Annotated in this window: 16 protein-coding genes; 9 read left to right on the top strand and 7 right to left on the bottom strand. The window is 69.2% G+C overall.

All coding sequences use genetic code 11. The features are described from left to right. Positions 1–25: 25 nt before the first annotated feature. The gene (locus ENN83_RS12840) at positions 26–874 is read right to left on the bottom strand and encodes a bifunctional helix-turn-helix domain-containing protein/methylated-DNA--[protein]-cysteine S-methyltransferase (protein ID WP_287187591.1); all 849 of its coding nucleotides are present in this window, start codon (positions 872–874) and stop codon (positions 26–28) included. A 94-nt stretch (positions 875–968) separates the two neighbouring features. Here ENN83_RS12840 and nth point away from each other — a divergent pair, with 94 nt between their 5' ends. From nth to ENN83_RS12855, 3 genes are all read left to right on the top strand, one after another. Then, the gene (gene nth, locus ENN83_RS12845) at positions 969–1,613 is read left to right on the top strand and encodes an endonuclease III (RefSeq protein WP_287187569.1); all 645 of its coding nucleotides are present in this window, start codon (positions 969–971) and stop codon (positions 1,611–1,613) included. Beyond that, positions 1,610–2,605, top strand: a complete 996-nt coding sequence (locus ENN83_RS12850) for an adenosine kinase (protein ID WP_287187570.1) — start codon at positions 1,610–1,612, stop codon at positions 2,603–2,605. The genes nth and ENN83_RS12850 overlap by 4 nt, the downstream gene beginning before the upstream one ends. Positions 2,606–2,973: 368 nt before the next feature. Further along, a complete protein-coding gene (locus ENN83_RS12855; RefSeq protein ID WP_287187571.1) occupies positions 2,974–4,008 on the top strand; it encodes a S8 family serine peptidase in 1,035 nt (344 codons plus the stop codon). 26 nt (positions 4,009–4,034) lie between these two features. On the opposite strand, the gene ENN83_RS12860 is transcribed toward ENN83_RS12855, so the two are convergent. Further along, positions 4,035–4,853 (bottom strand): sulfotransferase family protein, encoded by an 819-nt coding sequence (locus tag ENN83_RS12860; protein WP_287187573.1) that lies wholly within the window; start codon positions 4,851–4,853, stop codon positions 4,035–4,037. A gap of 131 nt (positions 4,854–4,984) precedes the next feature. Here ENN83_RS12860 and ENN83_RS12865 point away from each other — a divergent pair, with 131 nt between their 5' ends. The 5 genes from ENN83_RS12865 to ENN83_RS12885 all read left to right on the top strand — a co-directional run bounded on the left by ENN83_RS12865 (position 4,985) and on the right by ENN83_RS12885 (position 9,873). After that, positions 4,985–6,562, top strand: coding sequence for a DUF5928 domain-containing protein (locus tag ENN83_RS12865; protein WP_287187575.1), 1,578 nt, complete (start codon positions 4,985–4,987; stop codon positions 6,560–6,562). 9 nt (positions 6,563–6,571) lie between these two features. Beyond that, positions 6,572–6,952, top strand: a complete 381-nt coding sequence (locus ENN83_RS12870) for an HIT domain-containing protein (protein ID WP_287187576.1) — start codon at positions 6,572–6,574, stop codon at positions 6,950–6,952. A 127-nt stretch (positions 6,953–7,079) separates the two neighbouring features. Beyond that, the gene (locus tag ENN83_RS12875) at positions 7,080–7,967 is read left to right on the top strand and encodes an ABC transporter permease (RefSeq protein ID WP_287187578.1); all 888 of its coding nucleotides are present in this window, start codon (positions 7,080–7,082) and stop codon (positions 7,965–7,967) included. Beyond that, positions 7,964–8,767, top strand: coding sequence for an ABC transporter permease (locus ENN83_RS12880; protein ID WP_287187580.1), 804 nt, complete (start codon positions 7,964–7,966; stop codon positions 8,765–8,767). Before ENN83_RS12875 ends, ENN83_RS12880 begins: the two co-directional genes overlap by 4 nt. Further along, positions 8,764–9,873, top strand: coding sequence for an ABC transporter ATP-binding protein (locus ENN83_RS12885; RefSeq protein WP_287187581.1), 1,110 nt, complete (start codon positions 8,764–8,766; stop codon positions 9,871–9,873). The genes ENN83_RS12880 and ENN83_RS12885 overlap by 4 nt, the downstream gene beginning before the upstream one ends. A gap of 151 nt (positions 9,874–10,024) precedes the next feature. On the opposite strand, the gene ENN83_RS12890 is transcribed toward ENN83_RS12885, so the two are convergent. The 4 genes from ENN83_RS12890 to ENN83_RS12905 are packed head-to-tail and all read right to left on the bottom strand — an operon-like array spanning position 10,025 to position 16,717. Beyond that, positions 10,025–12,076: a hypothetical protein gene (locus ENN83_RS12890; RefSeq protein WP_287187583.1), complete on the bottom strand. Its 2,052-nt coding sequence runs from the start codon at positions 12,074–12,076 to the stop codon at positions 10,025–10,027. Next, entirely contained in the window at positions 12,073–14,838 is a 2,766-nt protein-coding gene (locus tag ENN83_RS12895) for a DUF4159 domain-containing protein (protein WP_287187584.1), read from the bottom strand. The genes ENN83_RS12890 and ENN83_RS12895 overlap by 4 nt, the downstream gene beginning before the upstream one ends. After that, positions 14,838–15,713 (bottom strand): DUF58 domain-containing protein, encoded by an 876-nt coding sequence (locus tag ENN83_RS12900; RefSeq protein WP_287187586.1) that lies wholly within the window; start codon positions 15,711–15,713, stop codon positions 14,838–14,840. Before ENN83_RS12900 ends, ENN83_RS12895 begins: the two co-directional genes overlap by 1 nt. Further along, a complete protein-coding gene (locus ENN83_RS12905) occupies positions 15,710–16,717 on the bottom strand; it encodes an AAA family ATPase (protein WP_287187587.1) in 1,008 nt (335 codons plus the stop codon). Before ENN83_RS12905 ends, ENN83_RS12900 begins: the two co-directional genes overlap by 4 nt. Before the next feature lie 59 nt (positions 16,718–16,776). Between ENN83_RS12905 and ENN83_RS12910 the strand changes: the two genes are divergently transcribed. Next, on the top strand, positions 16,777–17,379 hold the full coding sequence (locus ENN83_RS12910; RefSeq protein WP_287187588.1) for a DUF1285 domain-containing protein: 603 nt from the start codon (positions 16,777–16,779) through the stop codon (positions 17,377–17,379). Positions 17,380–17,416: 37 nt separating this feature from the next. Here ENN83_RS12910 and polA read toward each other — a convergent pair. Continuing rightward, positions 17,417–19,370, bottom strand: a 1,954-nt coding sequence (gene polA, locus ENN83_RS12915) for a DNA polymerase I (protein ID WP_287187589.1), incomplete at its 5' end; no start/stop codon positions are given.

The following is a 19,370-nucleotide window of genomic DNA, read 5'->3' on the forward strand; positions in this document are numbered from 1 at the left end:
CAGGGCCTGGGCAACAAGTTGCCGATCACGGGTTCGTGGCAGGGGCCTCGGCGCGGGCGGCTTCCCAGGCCAGCATCGCGCGCTTGACCGGCAGGCCCCAGTGATAGCCGCCCAGCCCGCCGCCTGCGCGCAGGACGCGGTGGCAGGGGATCAGGAAGGCGACGGGGTTGCGGCCGACCGCGGTCCCGACGACGCGGGCGGCGCGGGGGCTGCCGATGGCGCGGGCGATCTCGGCATAGGTGGTGACCTGGCCCGAGGGGATCGCCAGCAGCGCCTCCCAGACCTTGATCTGGAAGGGGGCGCCGATCAGGTGCAGCCGGGCGGACCCCTGGCCGAAGGCGGCGGCGACGAGCGGCGCGATGGCGTCGGGGTCTTTGATGAAGTGCGCTGCGGGCCAGCGGGCGGTCAGGTCGGCATGGGCGGCGGCGGGGCCGGTTTCATCGGTAAAGGCCAGCCCGCACAGGCCGCGATCGGTGGCCATCGCCAGCGCCTGACCGAAGGGGGTGGGGAACAGCCCGTGCCGGATCGTCAGCCCGGCCCCGGCGCGGGCATAGGTGCCGGGGCTCATCGCCTCCCATGTCAGGAACAGGTCATGCAGCCGCCCCGCGCCGCTCAGCCCCAGCGCGTCCGCCGTGGCCAGCGTGGTGAAATGCGCGCGCATCAGGGCGCGGGCATGGTCGAGCGCCAGGTATTGCTGGTAACGCTTGGGCGAGACGCCGGCCCAGCGCGAGAAGACACGCTGGAAATGCGCGGGGCTCATCTCCATCTCGGCGGCAAGTCGGTCGAGCGGCAGGGGTTGGCCGCCCGCCGCGTCGATCCGCGCGATGGCGCGGCGGATGACCTGGTAATGATAGCTGTCGGTGCTGTCCTGCATCGGCGCAGGATAGGCGCCGCGCCGCAGGGGCGCGACCCGAAAGATGCGCGAAATCGCCGTTGCCTCCGGCCCGGGGGGCGGGCATAGGGGTGCCATGGCGCAGCCGCTCGATTACAGAACGATCCGCGAGATCTTTACCCGCTTTCACGCCGCCGAGCCCGAGCCGAAGGGCGAGCTGGAGCATGTGAACGCCTATACCCTGCTGGTCGCGGTGGCGCTGTCGGCGCAGGCGACCGATGTGGGGGTGAACCGCGCGACGCGGGGGCTGTTCGCGGTGGTGGACACGCCCGAAAAGATGCTGGCCCTGGGCGAGGAGGGGCTGATCGGGCATATCCGCACGATCGGGCTTTACCGCAACAAGGCGAAGAACGTGATGAAGATGTCGCGCATCCTGGTCGAGGAGTATGGCGGCGCGGTGCCGTCCTCGCGTGCGGCGTTGCAGGCGCTGCCCGGCGTGGGACGCAAGACGGCGAATGTGGTGCTGAACATGTGGTGGGGGCTGCCTGCGCAGGCGGTGGACACGCATATCTTTCGCGTCGGCAACCGCACCCGCATCGCGCCCGGAAAGAGTGTCGAGGCGGTCGAGCGCGCCATCGAGGACAATGTTCCCGCCGAGTTCCAGCGCCATGCCCATCACTGGCTGATCCTGCACGGCCGCTATGTCTGCAAGGCGCGCAAGCCCGCCTGCGGCAATTGCCTGATCCGCGATCTCTGCCCCCATGAGGACAAGACACCATGACCAAACCCTATCACGTCGTCGGCATCGGCAATGCGCTGGTCGACATTCTGGCCCATGTCGAGGACGCCTTTCTGGAGGCGCATGGCATCGAGAAGGGCACCATGCAGCTGATCGACAGGGCGCGCGCGGTCGAGCTTTACGGCCGGGTCGGGCCGGCGCAGGAGATCTCGGGCGGGTCGGCGGCGAACACGATCGCGGGCATCGCGCAGCTTGGCGGGCGGACGGCCTATGTCGGCAAGGTCAAGGACGACCAGCTGGGCGGGATCTTTGCCCATGATTTGCGCGCGCAGGGGGCGCATTACACGACCCGCCCCGCACCGAAGGACACCGAGGGCGAGACCGGGCGCTGCATCGTGCTGGTCACGCCCGATGGCGAGCGGTCGATGAACACCTATCTGGGCGTCACCGAACATCTGACGCCCGCCGATATCGACGAACGCCAGATGGCCGGGGCGGAATGGATCTACCTTGAGGGCTACCGTTTCGACGGGCCGGAAAGCCACGAGGCCTTCGCCCGCGCCATCGGCGCGGCCAGGGCGGCGCGGGGGCGGGTGTCGCTGACGCTGTCCGACCCGTTCTGCGTGGAACGCCACCGCGAGGCGTTCCGGCGGATGATCCGCGAGGATGTGGACCTGCTGTTCGCGAACCGGGCCGAGATCCTGTCGATGTACGAGACCGAGGATTTCCATGAGGCGCTGAGCCGGGCCGCGGCCGAGATCGACATCGTCGCCTGCACCGACAGCGAGAACGGCGCGCATGTGCTGGCCGAGGGCCAGCATTGGCATGTGCCCGCGGTGCCGACGCAGGTGGTGGATGCGACCGGGGCGGGCGATCTGTTCGCCGCGGCCTTCCTGTGGGGGCTGACCCATGGTCACGACCTGGAAACCTGCGGGCGGATGGGCTGTGTCGCGGCGAGCGAGATCATCAGCCATATCGGCGCGCGCCCCGAGGCCGATCTGTCCGCGCTGTTCCACCAGCACGGCCTGGTCTGAGCCGCTCTTTCCGCTTCGGAAATCCCGCGTCCGGGCGTAGACTGGCGCCCGGGCCGGTGAGGGGCCTTCCTGTGGTTTTCCGGTGCGTTCCGTTTCCTGCCCCGTGCCGGTGAGCGTTGAACCAGAGGGGGAAAGGCCATGGGAGATCTGTCGCGATACGTAATCCTGCGCGACCGCAATGCCGATCTGCGCAAGCGGGTGACCGGCGAGACGTCGGGTACGCCCGGCATTCTGGGCGAGGCGGGGGGGGCGCGCGGCTGGGGGCGACCATCAGCACGATGCTGCCGCCCGGCCCCGAGCTTGACAGCGCCGACCTGACCGCGCACGAGGCCAAGGACGCGCTGCGCTAGGGCGATGTGGTGGGGGTGGTGCGTTCGATCCCGACCGCGCTGATCGCGCCGAAGGACAATCCCGCCAATGCCGCGGCGACCGAGACCTGGGGCATCAAGGCGGTGCGCGCCGAAGCCTCGCCCTTTACCGGCGCGGGGGTCAAGGTGGCGGTGCTGGATACCGGCATCGACGCGGCCCGCCGGGCCTTTGCCGGCGTGGCACTGGTCCAGCAGGATTTCACCGGCGAGGGCGAGGGCGAGGGCGAGGGCGATGGCGACGGGAACGGGCATGGCACCCATTGCGCGGGCACGATCTTTGGCCGGGACGTGAACGGCCAGCGGATCGGTGTGGCCCGCGGGGCGGGCGAGGCGTTCATCGGCAAGGTGCTGAGCGCCGAGGGTTCGGGCACGTCCGAGATGATGTTCAGCGCGCTCAAGCGGGCGTCGGAGGAACGGGTTCAGGTGATCTCGATGTCGCTGGGATTCGATTTTTCCGGTCTCGTCAAGTTGCTGATCGAGCAGGCGGATTTCCCCGCCGATCTGGCGACCTGGATCGCGCTGGAAGGGTTCCGCACCAATCCGGCGATGTTCAACGCGCTGATGAACATGATCCGGCAGCAGGCGGTGTTCGATGGCGGCACGGCGGTGATCGCTGCCAGCGGCAACGAGAGCCGCCGCGAGATCCATCCCAATTACGAGGTCGGCGCCTCGGTTCCGGCGGTGGCCGAGGGCTGCATCGCGGTGGGCGCGCTCCAGCAGGGCGCGGCGGGACTGCGGATCGTCGATTTCTCGAACACCAATCCCGATATCGCCGCGCCGGGCGTGGGGGTTCTGTCGGCCAGGGCGGGCGGCGGGCTGGTCGCGCTGTCGGGCACCCCGATGGCCTGTCCGCATGTCGCGGGGCTGGCCGCCTTGTGGTGGGAGGCGACGCGCACGGGGGCGCTGCCGGCCAATGCCGGGACGGTCAGCATGCGGTTGCTGTCCTCGGCCACGGTGGCGGGCATCGCGCCGGGCGTGCAGGTCGCCGATCGCGGGCAGGGGCTGGCACAGGCGCCGCTCTCGCCGATCGGCTGAGGCGGGCGAGGCCGGGCGGCTGGGGGTCAGCCGCCCAGCTTGGCATGCACCTCGTCAAGATCGACCTCGCCCAGCGGCATGCGGTTGGCGGGATTGTCGAAATCGTAGCGGAACAGCGCGAAGTCGCGGCGGTAGATCTCGTGCATCAGGTGCATGGCGAGGTCGTCGAAATACGCCTCGACCGGGTGGGCGCGTTTCGGGCCGTGGGAGGCAGATTCGTTGAAGCGGGGGATGGCGGCAAGGTCGATCCGGTGCGGCGTGTCGGCGGCGTCCAGCACGGCCCGCATCCCTTGGTCGAAACGTTCGGTGAAGAAGATGCGGTCATAGCGCCCGCCGCCCAGGATGAAGGTCGAGATATGGCCCGACATGGCCGACCAGTGGATGTCCGGATCCATCGGTTTGCGCCAGCGGATGGTGTCGCGGGCAAACAGCAGGAAGCGGCGGAAGCTGGCGATCTGGTCGAACTGGGCGCTGCCATCCGGGCCGCCGACATCTATCCCGTATTTCTGCACGAGCATGGGCACCAGCTTGCCGCGATAGCGGTTGCCGTTGCGCTGAATGCCGCAGATCTTGTCGAAAAACGATGACAGGATGCGGGAATAGGGGTTGCGCACGCAGGTGAAGGCGGGCGCGCTGCGGGCCCGCACGACGCGGTCGATGGGGGCCCGGCTGTCGTCCTGTGCCCATTTGTGCAGCCCTTCGGTGGCGTCGTGGATGTCGCCGTCGAAGAACTGGCCGTGGTCGGAGAAATACATGATCTGGCCGATGGTCGAGCAGGCGCATTTCGGTACGACGCGGTAGACCATGCTTTCGCTGGTCGTCATCCAGGTGCCGGGAAAGCCCATCCTCGCCTCCGCTGTGCCGACGCGATTCTGCGCCGTCCCTGACGGTTCTAGGCGGGAAAATCATAACAAATTTTCAACGAAGACCGGCGCATGGTCGGAGCGCGCGCAAAACCGGAGGCGGGCCGCGAGAGATGGCAAGAATCGCCTATATCCTTCTGTGCCACAAGGCGCCCGATGAGGTCATCGGCCAGGCCCGGCGGCTGAGTGCGGCGGGGGATTTCGTCGCGATCCATCATGACGGGCGCGCGCCTGCGGGCGATCATGCGGCGATCCGGGCGGCGCTGGCGGGCGATCCGGGGGTCGTCTTCGCGCGGCGGCGGGTCAAATGCGGCTGGGGTGAGTGGTCGCTGGTCGAGGCCACGCTGGAGGCGCTGCGCGCGGCGCTGGCGGCCTTCCCGCAGGCGAGCCATTTCTACATGCTGTCGGGCGATTGCATGCCGATCAAGACGGCCGAATATGCCCATGCCTTTCTCGATGCCCGCGACGTCGACCATATCGAGTGCTTCGATTTCCTTCGGTCCGACTGGATTCGCACCGGGATCCGGGAAGAACGGCTGATCTATCGCCACCCGTTCAACGAGCGCCGCCACAGGCGGCTGTTCTATGCCACGCTGGCGGTGCAGCGGCGGCTGGGGCTGAGGCGGGCGATCCCCGCCGATCTTCGGGTGATGATCGGCAGCCAGTGGTGGTGCCTGCGCCGCCGCACGGTCGAGGCGGTGCTGGATTTCATCCGCGTCCGGCCCGACGTGGTGCGGTTCTTTCGCGGCACATGGATCCCCGACGAGAGCTTTTTCCAGACGCTGGTGCGCCATCTGGTGCCCGCGGCCGAGATCAGCGCGCGCGCGCCCACCTTCCTGATGTTCACCGATTACGGGATGCCGGTGACCTTCTACAACGATCACTACGACCTGCTGCTGGCGCAGGATTTCCTGTTCGCGCGCAAGATCTCGCCCGAGGCGCGGGACCTCAAGGCGCGGCTGGGAAAGCTTTATGCCGCGCGGGGCGTGGATTTCCCGATCTCGGACGAGGGGCGGCGGCTGCATGCTTTCCTGACCGGACAGGGGCGGGTCGGGCGGCGGTTCGCGCCCCGCATCTGGGAGACCGAGGCAAGCCTGGGACCGGGGCGCGAATTGCTGATCGTGACCTGCAAGAAATGGCATGTTGCCCGGCGGCTGGTCGCGCGGATGCGCGACGAGGCGGGGGTGCCGGGCGTCGGCTACCTGTTCGACGAAGAGGCGGCGGGCCTGCCCGATCTGGGCGGGCTGGGCACGAGTCTTGAAAAGCGCAACCGCCACCGCCGGGCGCTGGTGCGGATGCTGTTCGACCATTTCGGGACCGACCGGCTGGCGATCTGCCTCGATCCCGCGGGCATAGAGGCGATGCGCGATTTCGATGCCGACCGCGCCCGCGTGGGCGTGCTGGAGATCCGCTGCGATTTCAGCGATGCCGATCTGGCCGGGCATGCGCGGCGCATCGGGCTGGCAGGCGAGCGCACCCCGGCCGAGGCGCTGGCGCGGCTGTTGCCGATGCTCCGGCGCCACATCGGTTTCGAAAGCGACCGGCTGGACGAGGCGGGGTTCGCAGGCTTTCGGCGCATCGACCAGCGCCGCGGGCCGGTCGAAAACACGGCCGCACTGGCGCAGTTCCTCTCGATCCCCTACGAAACGGCAGGCAAGATCGCCATGACCGACCAGCTTTTCGCCGATTGAGGAGGCCCCATGCCCTATGTCTATGACGACCAGAACGTGTTCGCGAAGATCCTGCGCGGCGAGATCCCGAACGACACGGTGATGGAAACCACCTACACGCTGGCTTTCAACGATATCGCGCCGCAGGCGCCGGTGCATGTGCTGGTGATCCCCAAGGGGCCCTATGTGTGCTACGATCATTTCGCACAGGACGCCTCGGCAGCCGAAATCGCCGATTTCACCCGTGTCGTCGGCGAGATCTGCCGCCAGAAGGGCCTGCAGCCGGGCGAGGGCGGCGCGGGCTACCGGCTGGTCGCCAATTCCGGCCGCGACGCGATCCAGGAGGTGCCGCACATGCATGTGCATATCCTGGGCGGGCGCGATCTGGGCCGGATGCTGGCCCCGGCCTGAGGCGCAAGGCGCCTGCCGTATTTTCGGGCGGGCGCCCGGTTTTTCGCCCGCCGACTCCTGCGCGGGGCTTGCAATGCGGCGCGTCCGTTCCCATGATCGCCGCGAACCCGGAGGCGCGCGCAACGGAATGAGCGACGGGAACAGGGGGCCGGGCTTCGGCCGGAGCGAGGCGGCACAGGGCTACCTGCTGGTGGCGACGCCGTTGGCCTATGCGCTGCTGCTGCTGGCCGCGCCGCTGGGGGCGATCCTTCTGTTCAGCTTCTGGTCGCAGGACTACCTGACCATCGACACCACGCTGACGCTGAAGAACTATCGCGAGGCGCTGTCCGATCCGCTCTATCGCCAGTTGCTGCTGCGCTCGCTGTTGATCTCGGCGGCGGTGACGGCGGCGACGGTGCTGGCGGCCTTTCCGATTGCCTATTACGTCTCGTTCCATGTCGCGCCGTCGCGCAAGGCGATGTGGATCTTCCTGATCACCATCCCGTTCTGGACCTCCTACCTGATCCGCGTGTTCCTGTGGAAGGTGATCCTGGGCTATAACGGGGTGTTCAACACCACGCTGCTGGGTCTCGGCATCATCGACGAGCCGCTGACCTTCATCCTCTACAACGCGAATGCGGTGGTCATCACGCTGGCCCATGCCTATGCGCCCTTCGCGATCCTGCCGATCTTCGTGGCGCTGGAAAAGATCGACCGAAGCCTGCACGAGGCCAGCCAGGATCTGGGCGAGGGCTATCTTTCGACCTTCTGGCGGGTGACGCTGCCCCTGGCGATGCCCGGCGTGGTGGCGGCGGTGCTGATCGTGTTCATCCCGACGATCGGGGATTACGTCACGCCGGTGCTGGTGGGCGGACCGGACGGGCGGATGATCGCCAACATGATCCAGACCCAGTTCCTGCGGCTGAACAATGCGCCGATGGGGGCTGCGCTGGCGGTGCTGACCATGGCGATGGTGACGGTCGTGGCGCTGGTCTTCGTGTTCCTCAATCGCCGTTACCTGCGAGGCCGGGAATGAAACGGCCGCTGCGCGTCTACGCGATCCTTTACCTGTGCTTCCTCTATGCGCCGATCGCGCTGCTGCCGGTCTTCGCCTTCAATGACGGCACGGTGATCGCCTTTCCGCTGAAGGGCTTTACCTGGGACTGGTTCCGCCAGCTTGCCGGGATCCCGGCGCTGCATGCGGCGGTGCTGAACAGCCTGAAGATCGCGGTGATCTCGGCGATCCTGGCCACCTGCCTGGGCGTGCTGGCGGCGCGGGCCGCGACGCGCTTCGCCTTTCCCGGCAAGAAGGGGGTCATGGGGCTGATCATGCTGCCGCTGGTGCTGCCCGAGATCATCGTGGCGGTCTCGCTGCTGGTGGTGCTGCTGCAACTGGGGCTGAGCCTCGGGGCCTGGACGGTGATCCTGGGCCATGTGCTGATCGCGACGCCCTTTGCCATCGCGATCCTGAACTCGGCCTTCCAGGGGCTCGACCGCTCGCTCGAGGAGGTGGCGGTGGATCTGGGCGAGACGAAATGGTCCAGCTTTCGCCTTGTCACGCTGCCACTGGTGATGCCCGGGATCATCTCGTCGCTGCTGATCGCCTTCACCATCTCGCTGGACGAGTTCATCATCGCCTTCTTCCTGACCGGGACCGAACCGACGCTGCCCGTCTATCTCTGGGGCCAGATGCGCTTTCCGCAGCGGCTGCCGGTGATCATGGCGCTGGGCACGATCCTCGTGCTGGCCTCGGTCCTGTTGCTGGCGATTGCCGAATATGCCCGCCGTCGGGGCGCCGCGCGCACCGGGCAGAAAGAAGCCGGAGGTTTCCTGTGAAAGACACGCGCACCGAGGCCCGGCCGATCATCAGCCTCGAAGGGGTCGAGAAGTATTACGGCGACTACCACGCGCTGCGCGGCATCAGCGCCGGGATCCGGCAGGGCGAGTTCTTCTCGCTGCTCGGCCCCTCGGGCTGCGGCAAGACCACGCTGCTGCGCACCATCGCGGGGTTCGAGGACCTGTCCGCCGGGCGGCTGTTCATCGACGGGCAGGACATGGCGGGGGTTCCCGCCAACAGGCGGCCCACCAACATGGTGTTCCAGTCCTACGCGATCTTTCCCCATCTCAGCGTGGCCGAGAATGTGGGCTTCGGGCTGCGCCGCTCTGGGCTTTCGCGCGCGGACAAGGCCGCCAAGGTCGAGGTCGCGCTGGCGATGGTGGGGCTTGCGGGCTTTGGCGGACGGGCGGCGCATGCGCTTTCGGGCGGGCAACGCCAGCGGGTGGCGCTGGCGCGCGCGCTGATCCTGGAACCCAAGGTTCTGCTGCTCGACGAGCCGCTTTCGGCACTCGACAAGAAGATGCGCGACCAGATGCAGGTCGAACTGCGCCGGCTGCAACGCCAGGTCGGCATCACCTTCATCCTCGTCACCCATGACCAGGAAGAGGCGCTGATCATGTCCGATCGCATCGCGGTGATGTTCGAGGGCCGGATCGCGCAGCTCGACACGCCCCAGATGCTCTATCGCCGCCCGGTCACGCGGCAGGTGGGCGAGTTCATCGGCGTGATGAACTTCCTGCCCGCCCGCGCCACCGTCACCGACGAGACCCATATCGAGGTCGATGTCGCGGGGCTGGGACGCGCGGTGATCGGCCCCGACCAGTTGCCCGGAGGCTGGCATCCCGGCCAGACCCAGAGCGTGGGCATCCGCCCCGAGACCATGTCGATCCTGTTCCCCGGGGAAACCACCGACCGGCGCGTGGCGACCGGCGTGGTCGAGGATCTCGCCTATTACGGTGACATGACCTATTACGAGGTCCGCCTTGAAGGGGTCGAGCGGCCGATGACCATCTCGATGAAGAACCTCGTCGGCCGCCCCGTTCTGGAACGCGGCACCGAGGCCCGGGTTGCCTGGGATGCGCGCTCGCTGGTGCTGTTCGCCTGAAAACCCCGCCCTGCCCTTCTTCTGGCCGGAAATATCCCGGGGGGAGTCCGCAAGGACGGGGGGCAGCGCCCCCCTTCCCGGCGCGGTGTCCGCCCCGGCGCGCCGGGACCGGCAGCCTGCCTTCTGCCCCGTCCCGGCCGGATCCGATCCCTCAGCGCCGCCCCTCGCGCAGCCAGGCGCCGAGGCTGAGAGCGGCGGCGAGCAGCAGCATCGCCCAGGCCGGGGCCAGCGGCGTGATGCGCAGATCGGCGGTCAGGTAGGCCCCGCGCGGGGTGATCCCGATCCAGCCCCGGCCCGCCGCCAGCCGCCCCTCGCGCACGGTGCGGATGTCGGGCAGCCCGGCCTGCATCTCCACGATGCCGCCCCGCGTTGGCTCGACCACCGGGGCCAGCAGCGTGCCGGTGGCGATGGTCTGCTCGAATTCGCGCGGCGCCGCCGGGCCCAGCGCGATCACCGTTTCCAGGTCATCATCGGCCAGCCGGTAAAGCCCGGTCTCGGGCCCCTGATAGGTTGCCTGGAACCGGCCCGGCGCGGTTTCCTGCAGATCCAGCGTCTCGGTCTCGCCATCGGGGCGGGTGATCTCGACGCCGCGCGCGCCTTCGGACAGCGAGCGGCGGGTGATCGTCATGGTCTGGCCCTCGGCGGCGGCGCCCAGCGATTCCTCTTCGAGGTCGGGTTCCTTCATCATCCAGTGCGCGAGCCGGCGCAGCAGTTCCATCTGCGGCCCGCCGCCCTCGAAGCCGCGACTCCACAGCCAGGCGTGATCCGAGGCCATCAGCGCCACGCGTCCCTCGCCCACCCGGTCAAGCAGCAGAAGCGGCCGCGCGCCGGGGCCGGACATCACCGCCTGGCCGCCTCCGGCCTTCAGTTCGATCAGGCGGAACCAGCGGCCCCAGGGGCCGTCGGCCTCGGCCTCCAGCCCCTCGGTCACGGGGTGGCGCTGGCCCAGTTCGGTGATCTCGGGACGGAAGCCCTCTTCGAGGACCCGCGCCGTGGGCGCGGCGGGCAGGATCTGGGCCAGGGGCGAGCGGTAGAGCGAATCCGCGCTGGCGAATTCGGGGCCGGCCGCGATCAGCACCGCGCCGCCCTTTTCGACATAGTCGCGCACATTCTCGAGATAGAGCCCGGGCAGGATGCCGCGCCGCCGGTAGCGGTCGAAGACGATCAGGTCGAACTCGTCGATCTTGTCGAGGAACAGTTCGCGCGTGGGAAAGGCGATCAGCGACAGTTCCGACACCGGCACGCCGTCATGCTTGTCGGGCGGGCGCAGGATCGTGAAATGGACGAGGTCCACGGAACTGTCCGATTTCAGCAGGTTGCGCCAGGTCCGTTCGCCCGCATGCGGCTCGCCCGAGACGAGCAGGACGCGCAGCCGGTCGCGCACGCCGTTGATCTGGACCACGGCGGCATTGTTGCGGTCGGTCAGTTCGCCCTCTTCGAGCGCCACCGAGAACTGGATCACGTTGCGCCCGGCATGGTCCAGCACCAGCGGCACCGCGATATCCTGGTTCAGCGGCACCGTGTAGCTTTGCGCGGGGCCGTCGTCGATGGCCACCCGGACCTGTGTCGTCGGGCCGATCGTGGCGGGCACCGCGCCCTGATCCTCGATCCGCAGCGTCAGCGTCACCTCTTCGCCGAGGATCGCGAAGGCGGGGGCGTTGCGCACCACCAGCCGCCGGTCCCAGTCGTCGCGCTGGCCGGTCAGCAGCGTGTGCAGCGGCGCGGCCATGGGCGGCGCGCGGTCCAGATCGTGCACCTGCCCGTCGGTCAGCAGGATCGCGCCCGCCAGCCGGGCGCGCGGCACCTCGGCCAGCGCGGCGGCCAGCGCGGTCATCAGAAGCGTGCCCTCGTTGCCCTCGCCATCGCCGATGCGGAGGATGCGCAGCTCGGTATTCTCCAGCGCCGCGATCTCGGCCTCGATCCGGGCGATGGCGGCGGCGGTCTGTTCGGGGCGGTCGGCAAGGCGCTGGCTGGCGCTGTCATCGACCACCAGAACCACGATGTCCGACAGCGGGTTGCGTTCCTCGGTCTGGAGCGCGGGATTGATCAGCGCCGCCAGGATCGCCACTGCCGCCAGCCCCCGCAGCCACCAGCCCGCGAGCCCGCGCCACAGGGCAAGGCCGGTGATCGCGACGGCCAGGGCCGTCAGCACCCAGACCAGCGGCCAGGGGATCAGCGGATCGAGGATCACGTTGCCCGTCATTGGCCCAGCCTGTCCAGAAGTGCGGGCACATGGACCTGGTCGGATTTGTAGTTGCCGGTCAGCACATGCATGATCAGGTTGATGCCGAAGCGATAGGCGATTTCCCGTTGCCGTTCGCCCGCATAGCCGCGGCCCACCGGGAACATCGCGCCGCCCTGCGCATCCACCGCCCAGGCCGCCGCCCAGTCATTGCCGCCGATCACCACCGGCGTCACCCCGTCATTCAGATCGCGGAACGGCATCCCCTCGGCCTGTTCGGCATCCGCGGGGGCGGCCTCGACCCAGACATCGCGGCTGGTGTGGCGGCCGGGGAAATCCTGCAACAGGTAGAAGGTGCGCGTCAGCACATGATCGGCGGGCAGGGGTTCCAGCGGCGGCACGTCCAGCGGCCGCGCCAGTTGCTGGAGCCGCCGCCCTTCGGGCGAGGCGCCGCCGAAGCGGGCCACATCGGCGTCGCGCGTGTCGAACAGGATCATCCCGCCGGTGCGCAGGTAGCGGTTCAGCCGGGCATAGGCCTCGGGCGAGGGGATCGGCTGGTTCGCCGTCACCGGCCAGTAGAGGAAGGGAAAGAACGACAGCTCGTCGGTTTCGAGGTTCACCGCGATCGGGTCCGCCGGTTCGATCGAGGTGCGCTGGATCAGCTTCTGCGACAGCCCCCAGAGCCCGGCGCGCGCCACCTCGTCTACCCGGGCATCGCCGGTGATGACATGGGCCAGCACCACCCCGGACGTGGCCCTCAACGCCAGCGTGTCGTCGGGCGCCGCCTGGGCGTGACCCTCGCGCGGCAGCATCAGCGCCAGCACCAACACACCGGCCACGCCCGAGCGTTGCCCGCGCAGCCGGCCCGAAAGCCGAAGCGAGGCGATGATATCGGCCGCCAGGAGCGCCAGCGCCGCGGTCAGCAGCCAGCCCTTGAGCAGCGTCTCGCGCGCCACGGCCAGCCCCTCGACCGGGATGCGGGCGGGCCATGTCGTGGGGGGCAGCGCCGTTTCGGGGCCGATCACGTTCAGCGCAAGCCGCCGGTCCTCGCCGGCATACAGCCCGGGCGGCAGGCCGGGGCCGGGGCGTGCCTCGGCCAGGCGTTCGCCGGGGATGCCCGACAGGGCCCCGGCATCACCCGCCTCGCCGAAGGCATCCAGAACGGACTCGGCGACCCAGGTCGTGCCGCGCAGCTCGTCCGCCTCGGGTCGCGCGGGCCGGGTGGAAACGGCGAGCCGCTCCAGCATCTGCACGAAGAGCCCCGACAGCGGCAGCGTGGACCATTCGGCATTGGCGGTGACGTGGAACAGCACCACCTGCCCCCCGCCCAGCTTCTTGCGCGTGACCAGCGGTGTGCCGTCGGTCAGCGCCGCGATGGCGCGTTGGGCAAGCTGCGGGTCGGGCTGGGCCATGACCTGGGCATTCACCTGCACGTCACCGGGGATCGTCAGCCCGAAGAAGGGCGAGGTCTCGGCGAAGGGGCGCAGCGCCTTGGGCTCGCCCCAGCTCATCGCGCCGCCCACGGTCCGCCCGCCTGCGCGCAGCCGCACCGGCATCAGCGGATCCTCGGCATCGCGGCTGATATCCGAGGCGGCCAGCCGCGGCCCGGCAAAGCGCACCAGAAGCCCGCCGCGCTCGACCCAGTCCTGCAACGCCTCGGTCTCGGATGCCGACAACGTCGCGACATCGGCCAGCACGATCACGTCGGGGCTGGCCAGGATGATGTCGGTCAGCGCGCCGTCGATCAGGTCGGCGGTCGGGTCCAGCGCCTTTTGCAGGTAGAACAGCGGCGAGAGGAGTTGCAGCCCCTCGCGGTCATCGCGCCCGGCGATCAGCGCCACGCGCCGCCGTTTCAGGCTGTCATCGGTCAGGCTGACCGCCCCGGCGGAGCGCACGCCTTCGATGGCGAAGCGGCTGATCCGGTTGCGCAATTCGGGCGGCAGGACGAGGTCGGCCGTCACCTCGGCGGCGCCCGGGTCGAACCCGGCAGGCACCCGCGCCAGCACCCGTTCCACCCCCGCCGGATCGCGCCCCGTGGCGGTCAGCGTGATCTCGGAGGTCTCTCCCGGCCCGGCGCGCAGCGCGGTCAGCCTGATCGCGCCATCCTCGAAGATCGCGGGGCGCAGCGCCAGCACCGGGCGCGGGCTTTCGAAGACGCGCAGGGTTCCCGCCGCCTCGAACCGCGCGATCAGGTCGCGCCGCCCCGCGTAATCCAGCCCGCCCGACATCCAGAACGTATCGAACCCGCCCTCCAGCGCCCCGGCCCAGTCCGACAGCGCCGCCGGATCGGGCAGCCAGGCCGCGGGTTTCAGCCCGGCCAGACGGCTGGCCCAGGCCTCGGCCGACTGCAGGGGCAGTCCCGCCTCGGGCAGGGCCGTCGCCTGCACCACCGCCACGGGCCGCCCGTCGCGGCCCGCTTCGTCCAGAAGCGCAGCGACCCGGTCGATCCGGCGCGGCCAGTCGCGGGCATCGGCCCAGCTGCCGTCGATGAAGACCAGAAGCGGCCCTTGTCCCGGCTGACGCTCCTGCGGGTTCAGGACGGGGCCCGCAAAGCCCAGGATCAGCGCTGCCACTGCCAGCATGCGCAGCAGCAAAAGCCACCAGGGCGTCTTGTCGGTCTGGGTCTCGTCATCGCTCAGCCCCAGCAGCAGCGCGACGCCCGGGAACCGCCGCCGGATCGGCGCGGGCGGCACGGCGCGCAGGATCAGCCACAGCGCCGGCAGTGCGACCAGCGCCCACAGGAGCGCGGGCGCGGTGAAGCCGATGCCGCCCAGCGTCCACATCAGCGCACCCGTTCCAGCGCGCGAAAGAGCCAGAGCATCGAGCCCTGCGCCGACTCGCCGGTGTGATGGGTCGAGAAATGCCAGCCCGTCGCGCGGGCCAGATCGGCCAGCCGCGCCTTGCGCATCGCCAGCCGGTCCAGGTAGCGGCCGCGCAGATCGCCCGCCTTGAGCGTTTCATGGCGCAGGCTGCCGCCCATGCTTTCGAAGATCGTGCGACCGTCGAAGGGGAACGCCTCTTCCACGGGGTCGAGGATCTGCAACATCGCGCCCTTCACGCCCTTGTCGGCGGCCTCGGTCAGGGCGCGTTCGACCGGGGCAGGGTCGCCGAGGAAATCCGACAGGAACACGGCGCGGGAATGAGGCGGCATGTCGCGCGCGTCGGGGGCGCCGTAGTCCTCGGCGGCGGGATCGCCGCTGAGTGCCTCGGCGATGCGCAGGAGTTGCAACGGACCGCGCCGCGCGGGCAGGCCGGTGCCCGAAAGCCCCACCCGCTCGCCGCCCCGGTTCAGCAGGACCGAAATGGCCAGCGCAAGGACGCGGGCGCGCTCGGCCTTGGCGGGGCGGGTTTTTGCCCCGGAAAACCCCATGGAAGCGGAGCCGTCCACCCAGAGCAGGACGCTTTGCGCCGCCTGCCATTCGCGTTCGCGCACGAAATGGGCGTCCGACCGGCCCGAGCGGCGCCAGTCGATCATCCGCGCCTCGTCGCCCGCATGGGCCGGTCGGTATTGCCAGAACTCGTCGCCCGTGCCCGCCCGCCTGCGCCCGTGCTCGCCCAGCAGCACCGCCTGCGCCAGATGCTCGGCATCGGCCAGAAGCGGCGGCAGCGCGGCCGCCAGCCCCTCGGCCCGGGCGCGAAGGGCGGCGGGATCGCTCACGCCGCGGCCTCGACCCGCAAGGTCTGGCGCGCGACGGTCTCGATCACATCGGGCAGGCTTTCGCCGCGCGCCCGCGCCGCAAAGCTCAGCGCCATGCGATGGGTCAGCACGGGAGCGGCCATCTTGAGCACGTCATCGGCAGAGGGCACCAGCCGCCCCTCAAGCAGGGCCTGCGCGCGCACCGTCAGCATCAGCGCCTGCGCCGCCCGCGGCCCCGGTCCCCAGGCGACGGCATCGCGCACGATCTGCGGCGCCTCGGGTTCGCCCGGACGGCAGGCGCGCACCAGATCGAGGATCAGTTCGACCACCGTTTCGCCCACCGGCATCCGGCGGACGACCTTCTGCGCGGCGATCAGGTGGTCGGCGCTGAAAACCTCATGCGCGGCTTCCTCCTCGACGCCGGTGGTGGCGATCAGGATGTCATGCTCGGTCCTGCGGTCGGGATAGGGCACGTCGATCTGGACAAGGAAGCGGTCAAGCTGCGCCTCGGGCAGCGGATAGGTGCCCTCCTGCTCGATCGGGTTCTGGGTGGCCAGAACATGGAACGGCGGTTTCAAGGGGTGCGCCGCGCCCGCGATGGTGACCGATTTCTCCTGCATCGCCTGCAACAGCGCCGATTGCGTGCGGGGGCTGGCGCGGTTGATCTCGTCGGCCATCAAGAGCTGGCAGAAGATCGGCCCCTCGATGAAGCGGAACGCGCGAGAGCCGTCCTCGCCGGTTTCCAGCACCTCCGAGCCGAGGATGTCTGCGGGCATCAGGTCGGGGGTGAACTGGATGCGCGCGCCATGAAGCCCCATGACCGTGGACAGCGTGTCCACCAGCCGCGTCTTGCCCAGACCCGGCAGACCGATCAGCAGGCCATGGCCGCCGCACAGAAGCGCCGAAAGCGTCAGGTCCACGACCCGTTCCTGGCCGATGAACCGCTTGGTGATGCTGTCCTTCGCCTCGGCCAGCCGCACGCCCAGCGTCTCGATCTCGGCCACCAGTTGGGTCTCGTCGGACATGACATCTCTCCCTGCGATGCTATATGGGCCAGTATCGTCACATATCGCTGGCGTCACAAATGGCAAAAACCGAAGCGCCACAAATGATCGTGAAACTCGATCCCGACAGGCTGGCCGCCACGGCCAGCGCGGCGGCGCGCGAGGGGAAGCTGCCGCCGGTCGAAAAGTGGAACCCGCCCTTCTGCGGCGATATCGACATGCGGATCGCGCGGGACGGGACGTGGTTCTACCTGGGCACGCCCATCGGCCGGGCGCCGCTGGTGCGGCTGTTCTCGACCATCCTCAAGCGCGAGGGCGCGCGGTATTTCCTGGTCACGCCGGTCGAGAAGGTCGGGATCACGGTCGAGGATGTGCCCTTTGTCGCCGTGGATTTCGAGCGGACGGGCGAAGGGGCGGGGCAGGTCCTGACCTTTGTCACCAATGTCGGCGACCGGGTTGCGGCCGGGCCGGATCATCCGATCCGCGTCACCCGCGATGCCGTAACCGGCGAGCCCGCGCCCTATGTTCATGTCCGCAGCGGGCTGGAGGCGCGGATCGACCGCAAGAGCTTTTACCGGCTGGTCGAGATCGGCACGACCGAAGCGCATGAGGGCGCGGACTGGTTCGGGCTGCGCTCGGGCGGGGCGTTCTTCCCCGTGATCCCTGCGGCCGAACTGCCCTGAGCGATACGCCGGGGCTTGCGCGGCGCCCCGCCCGCCGTCAATGCGCCGCGGCCCAGTTCGCCCCCTGCCCGGCATCGACCACCAGCGGCACATCCAGCTTGACCGCGGGCATCGCCGCCCCCTCCATCACCGCGCGCACGCGGGCGATCACGTCTTCGGCGGCGTTCTCGTCCACCTCGAACACAAGCTCGTCATGGACCTGTAACAGCATCCGCGCGGGCAGACCGTCGAGTGCGGCGGGCATCCGGATCATGGCGCGACGGATGATGTCGGCCGCCGTGCCCTGGATCGGTGCGTTGATCGCGGCGCGCTGCGCAAAGCCCGCCTGCGGCCCCCTGGCGCCGATTTCGGGGGTGTGGATCCTGCGCCCGAACAGGGTCTGGACATGGCCCCTGGCCCTGGCGAAGGCGACGGTTTCGCTCATGTAGTCCTTGATACCCGGGAAACGCTCGAAATAGCGGTCGATGAAGCCCTGCGCCTCGCTGCGCGGGATGCGCAACTGGCGGGCAAGGCCGAAGCCCGAGATGCCGTAGATCACCCCGAAATTGATCGCCTTGGCGCGGCGCCGGATCTCGGGCGTCATCCGGTCCATCGGCACGTCGAACATTTCGGAGGCGGTCATGGCGTGGATATCCTGGCCCTCGCGGAACGCCTGTTTCAGCGCGTCGATGCCGGCGACATGAGCGAGGATGCGCAGCTCGATCTGGCTGTAATCGAGGCTGACCAGAACCTTGCCCGTATCGGCGACGAATGCCTCGCGGATGCGGCGGCCGTCTTCGGAGCGGACGGGGATGTTCTGCAGGTTCGGGTCGGTCGAGGCCAGCCGCCCCGTCACCGCGCCGGTGATGACGTAGGAGGTATGCACGCGGCCCGTTTCGGGGTGGATATGGTCCTGAAGCGCATCGGTATAGGTCGATTTCAGCTTGGCGATCTGGCGCCAGTCCAGCACGCGGGCGGGCAGGTCGTGGCCTTCGGCGGCCAGGTCCTCCAGCACGTCGGCGCCGGTGGCATAGGCGCCGGTCTTGCCCTTCTTGCCGCCCGCAAGGCTCATCCTGTCGAACAGGATCTCGCCCAGCTGCTTGGGCGAGCCGACATTGAATTTCTCGCCAGCCAGGTCATGGATCTCGGCCTCCAGCCCCGCCATCTTCCGGGCGAAGGCGTTGGACATGCGGCTGAGGGTGTCGCGGTCAACCTTGATGCCGGTCATCTCCATCGCGGCCAGCACGGGGACCAGCGGGCGTTCCAGCGTCTCGTAGACGGTCGTCACCTTTGCCCGGTGCAGCTGCGGCTTGAAGAGTTGCGCGAGCCGCAGGGTGATGTCGGCATCCTCGGCAGCGTATTTCACCGCCTCGTCGATCGGCACCCGGTCGAAGGTGATCTGGGATTTTCCCGTGCCCAGGAGCGACTTGATCGGGATCGGGCTGTGGTCGAGATAGCGTTCGGACAGTGCGTCCATCCCGTGACCGTGCAGCCCGGCATTCATCGCGTAGGACATCAGCATCGTGTCGTCGATGGGTGCGACCGCGATGCCATGGCGGGCCAGCACCTTGGCGTCGTATTTCATGTTCTGGCCGATCTTCATCACGGCCGGGTCTTCGAGCAGCGGCTTGAGCAGCGCCAGCGCGTCGGAAAGGGGCATCTGCCCCTCGGCCAGCGCATCCGCGCCGAACAGGTCGCCCCCGCCGGTCTTGTGCCCCAGCGGGATGTAACAGGCCCGCCCCGGTTCGACCGCCAGCGAGATGCCGACCAGATCGCAGCGCATCTCGTCCAGGCCGGTGGTCTCGGTATCGACGGCCACCCAGCCCCGCGCATTCGCGGCCTCGATCCAGCCCCGCAGCGCCGCGGCGTCGCGCACGCAGTCATAGGTTTCGGGCGTGAAGGGCAGCCGCGCGGGGGCCGCGGCATCCGCGGCCGGGGCGGGTTCGGCGGCGGCGGGCGGTTCCATCCCCAGCGCGTCGGCGATGCGCCGGGTCAGCGTGCGGAACTCCATC

Origin of the sequence: Rhodovulum sp. (assembly GCF_011048875.1) — a bacterium.
Classification (GTDB): domain Bacteria; phylum Pseudomonadota; class Alphaproteobacteria; order Rhodobacterales; family Rhodobacteraceae; genus Rhodovulum; species Rhodovulum tesquicola.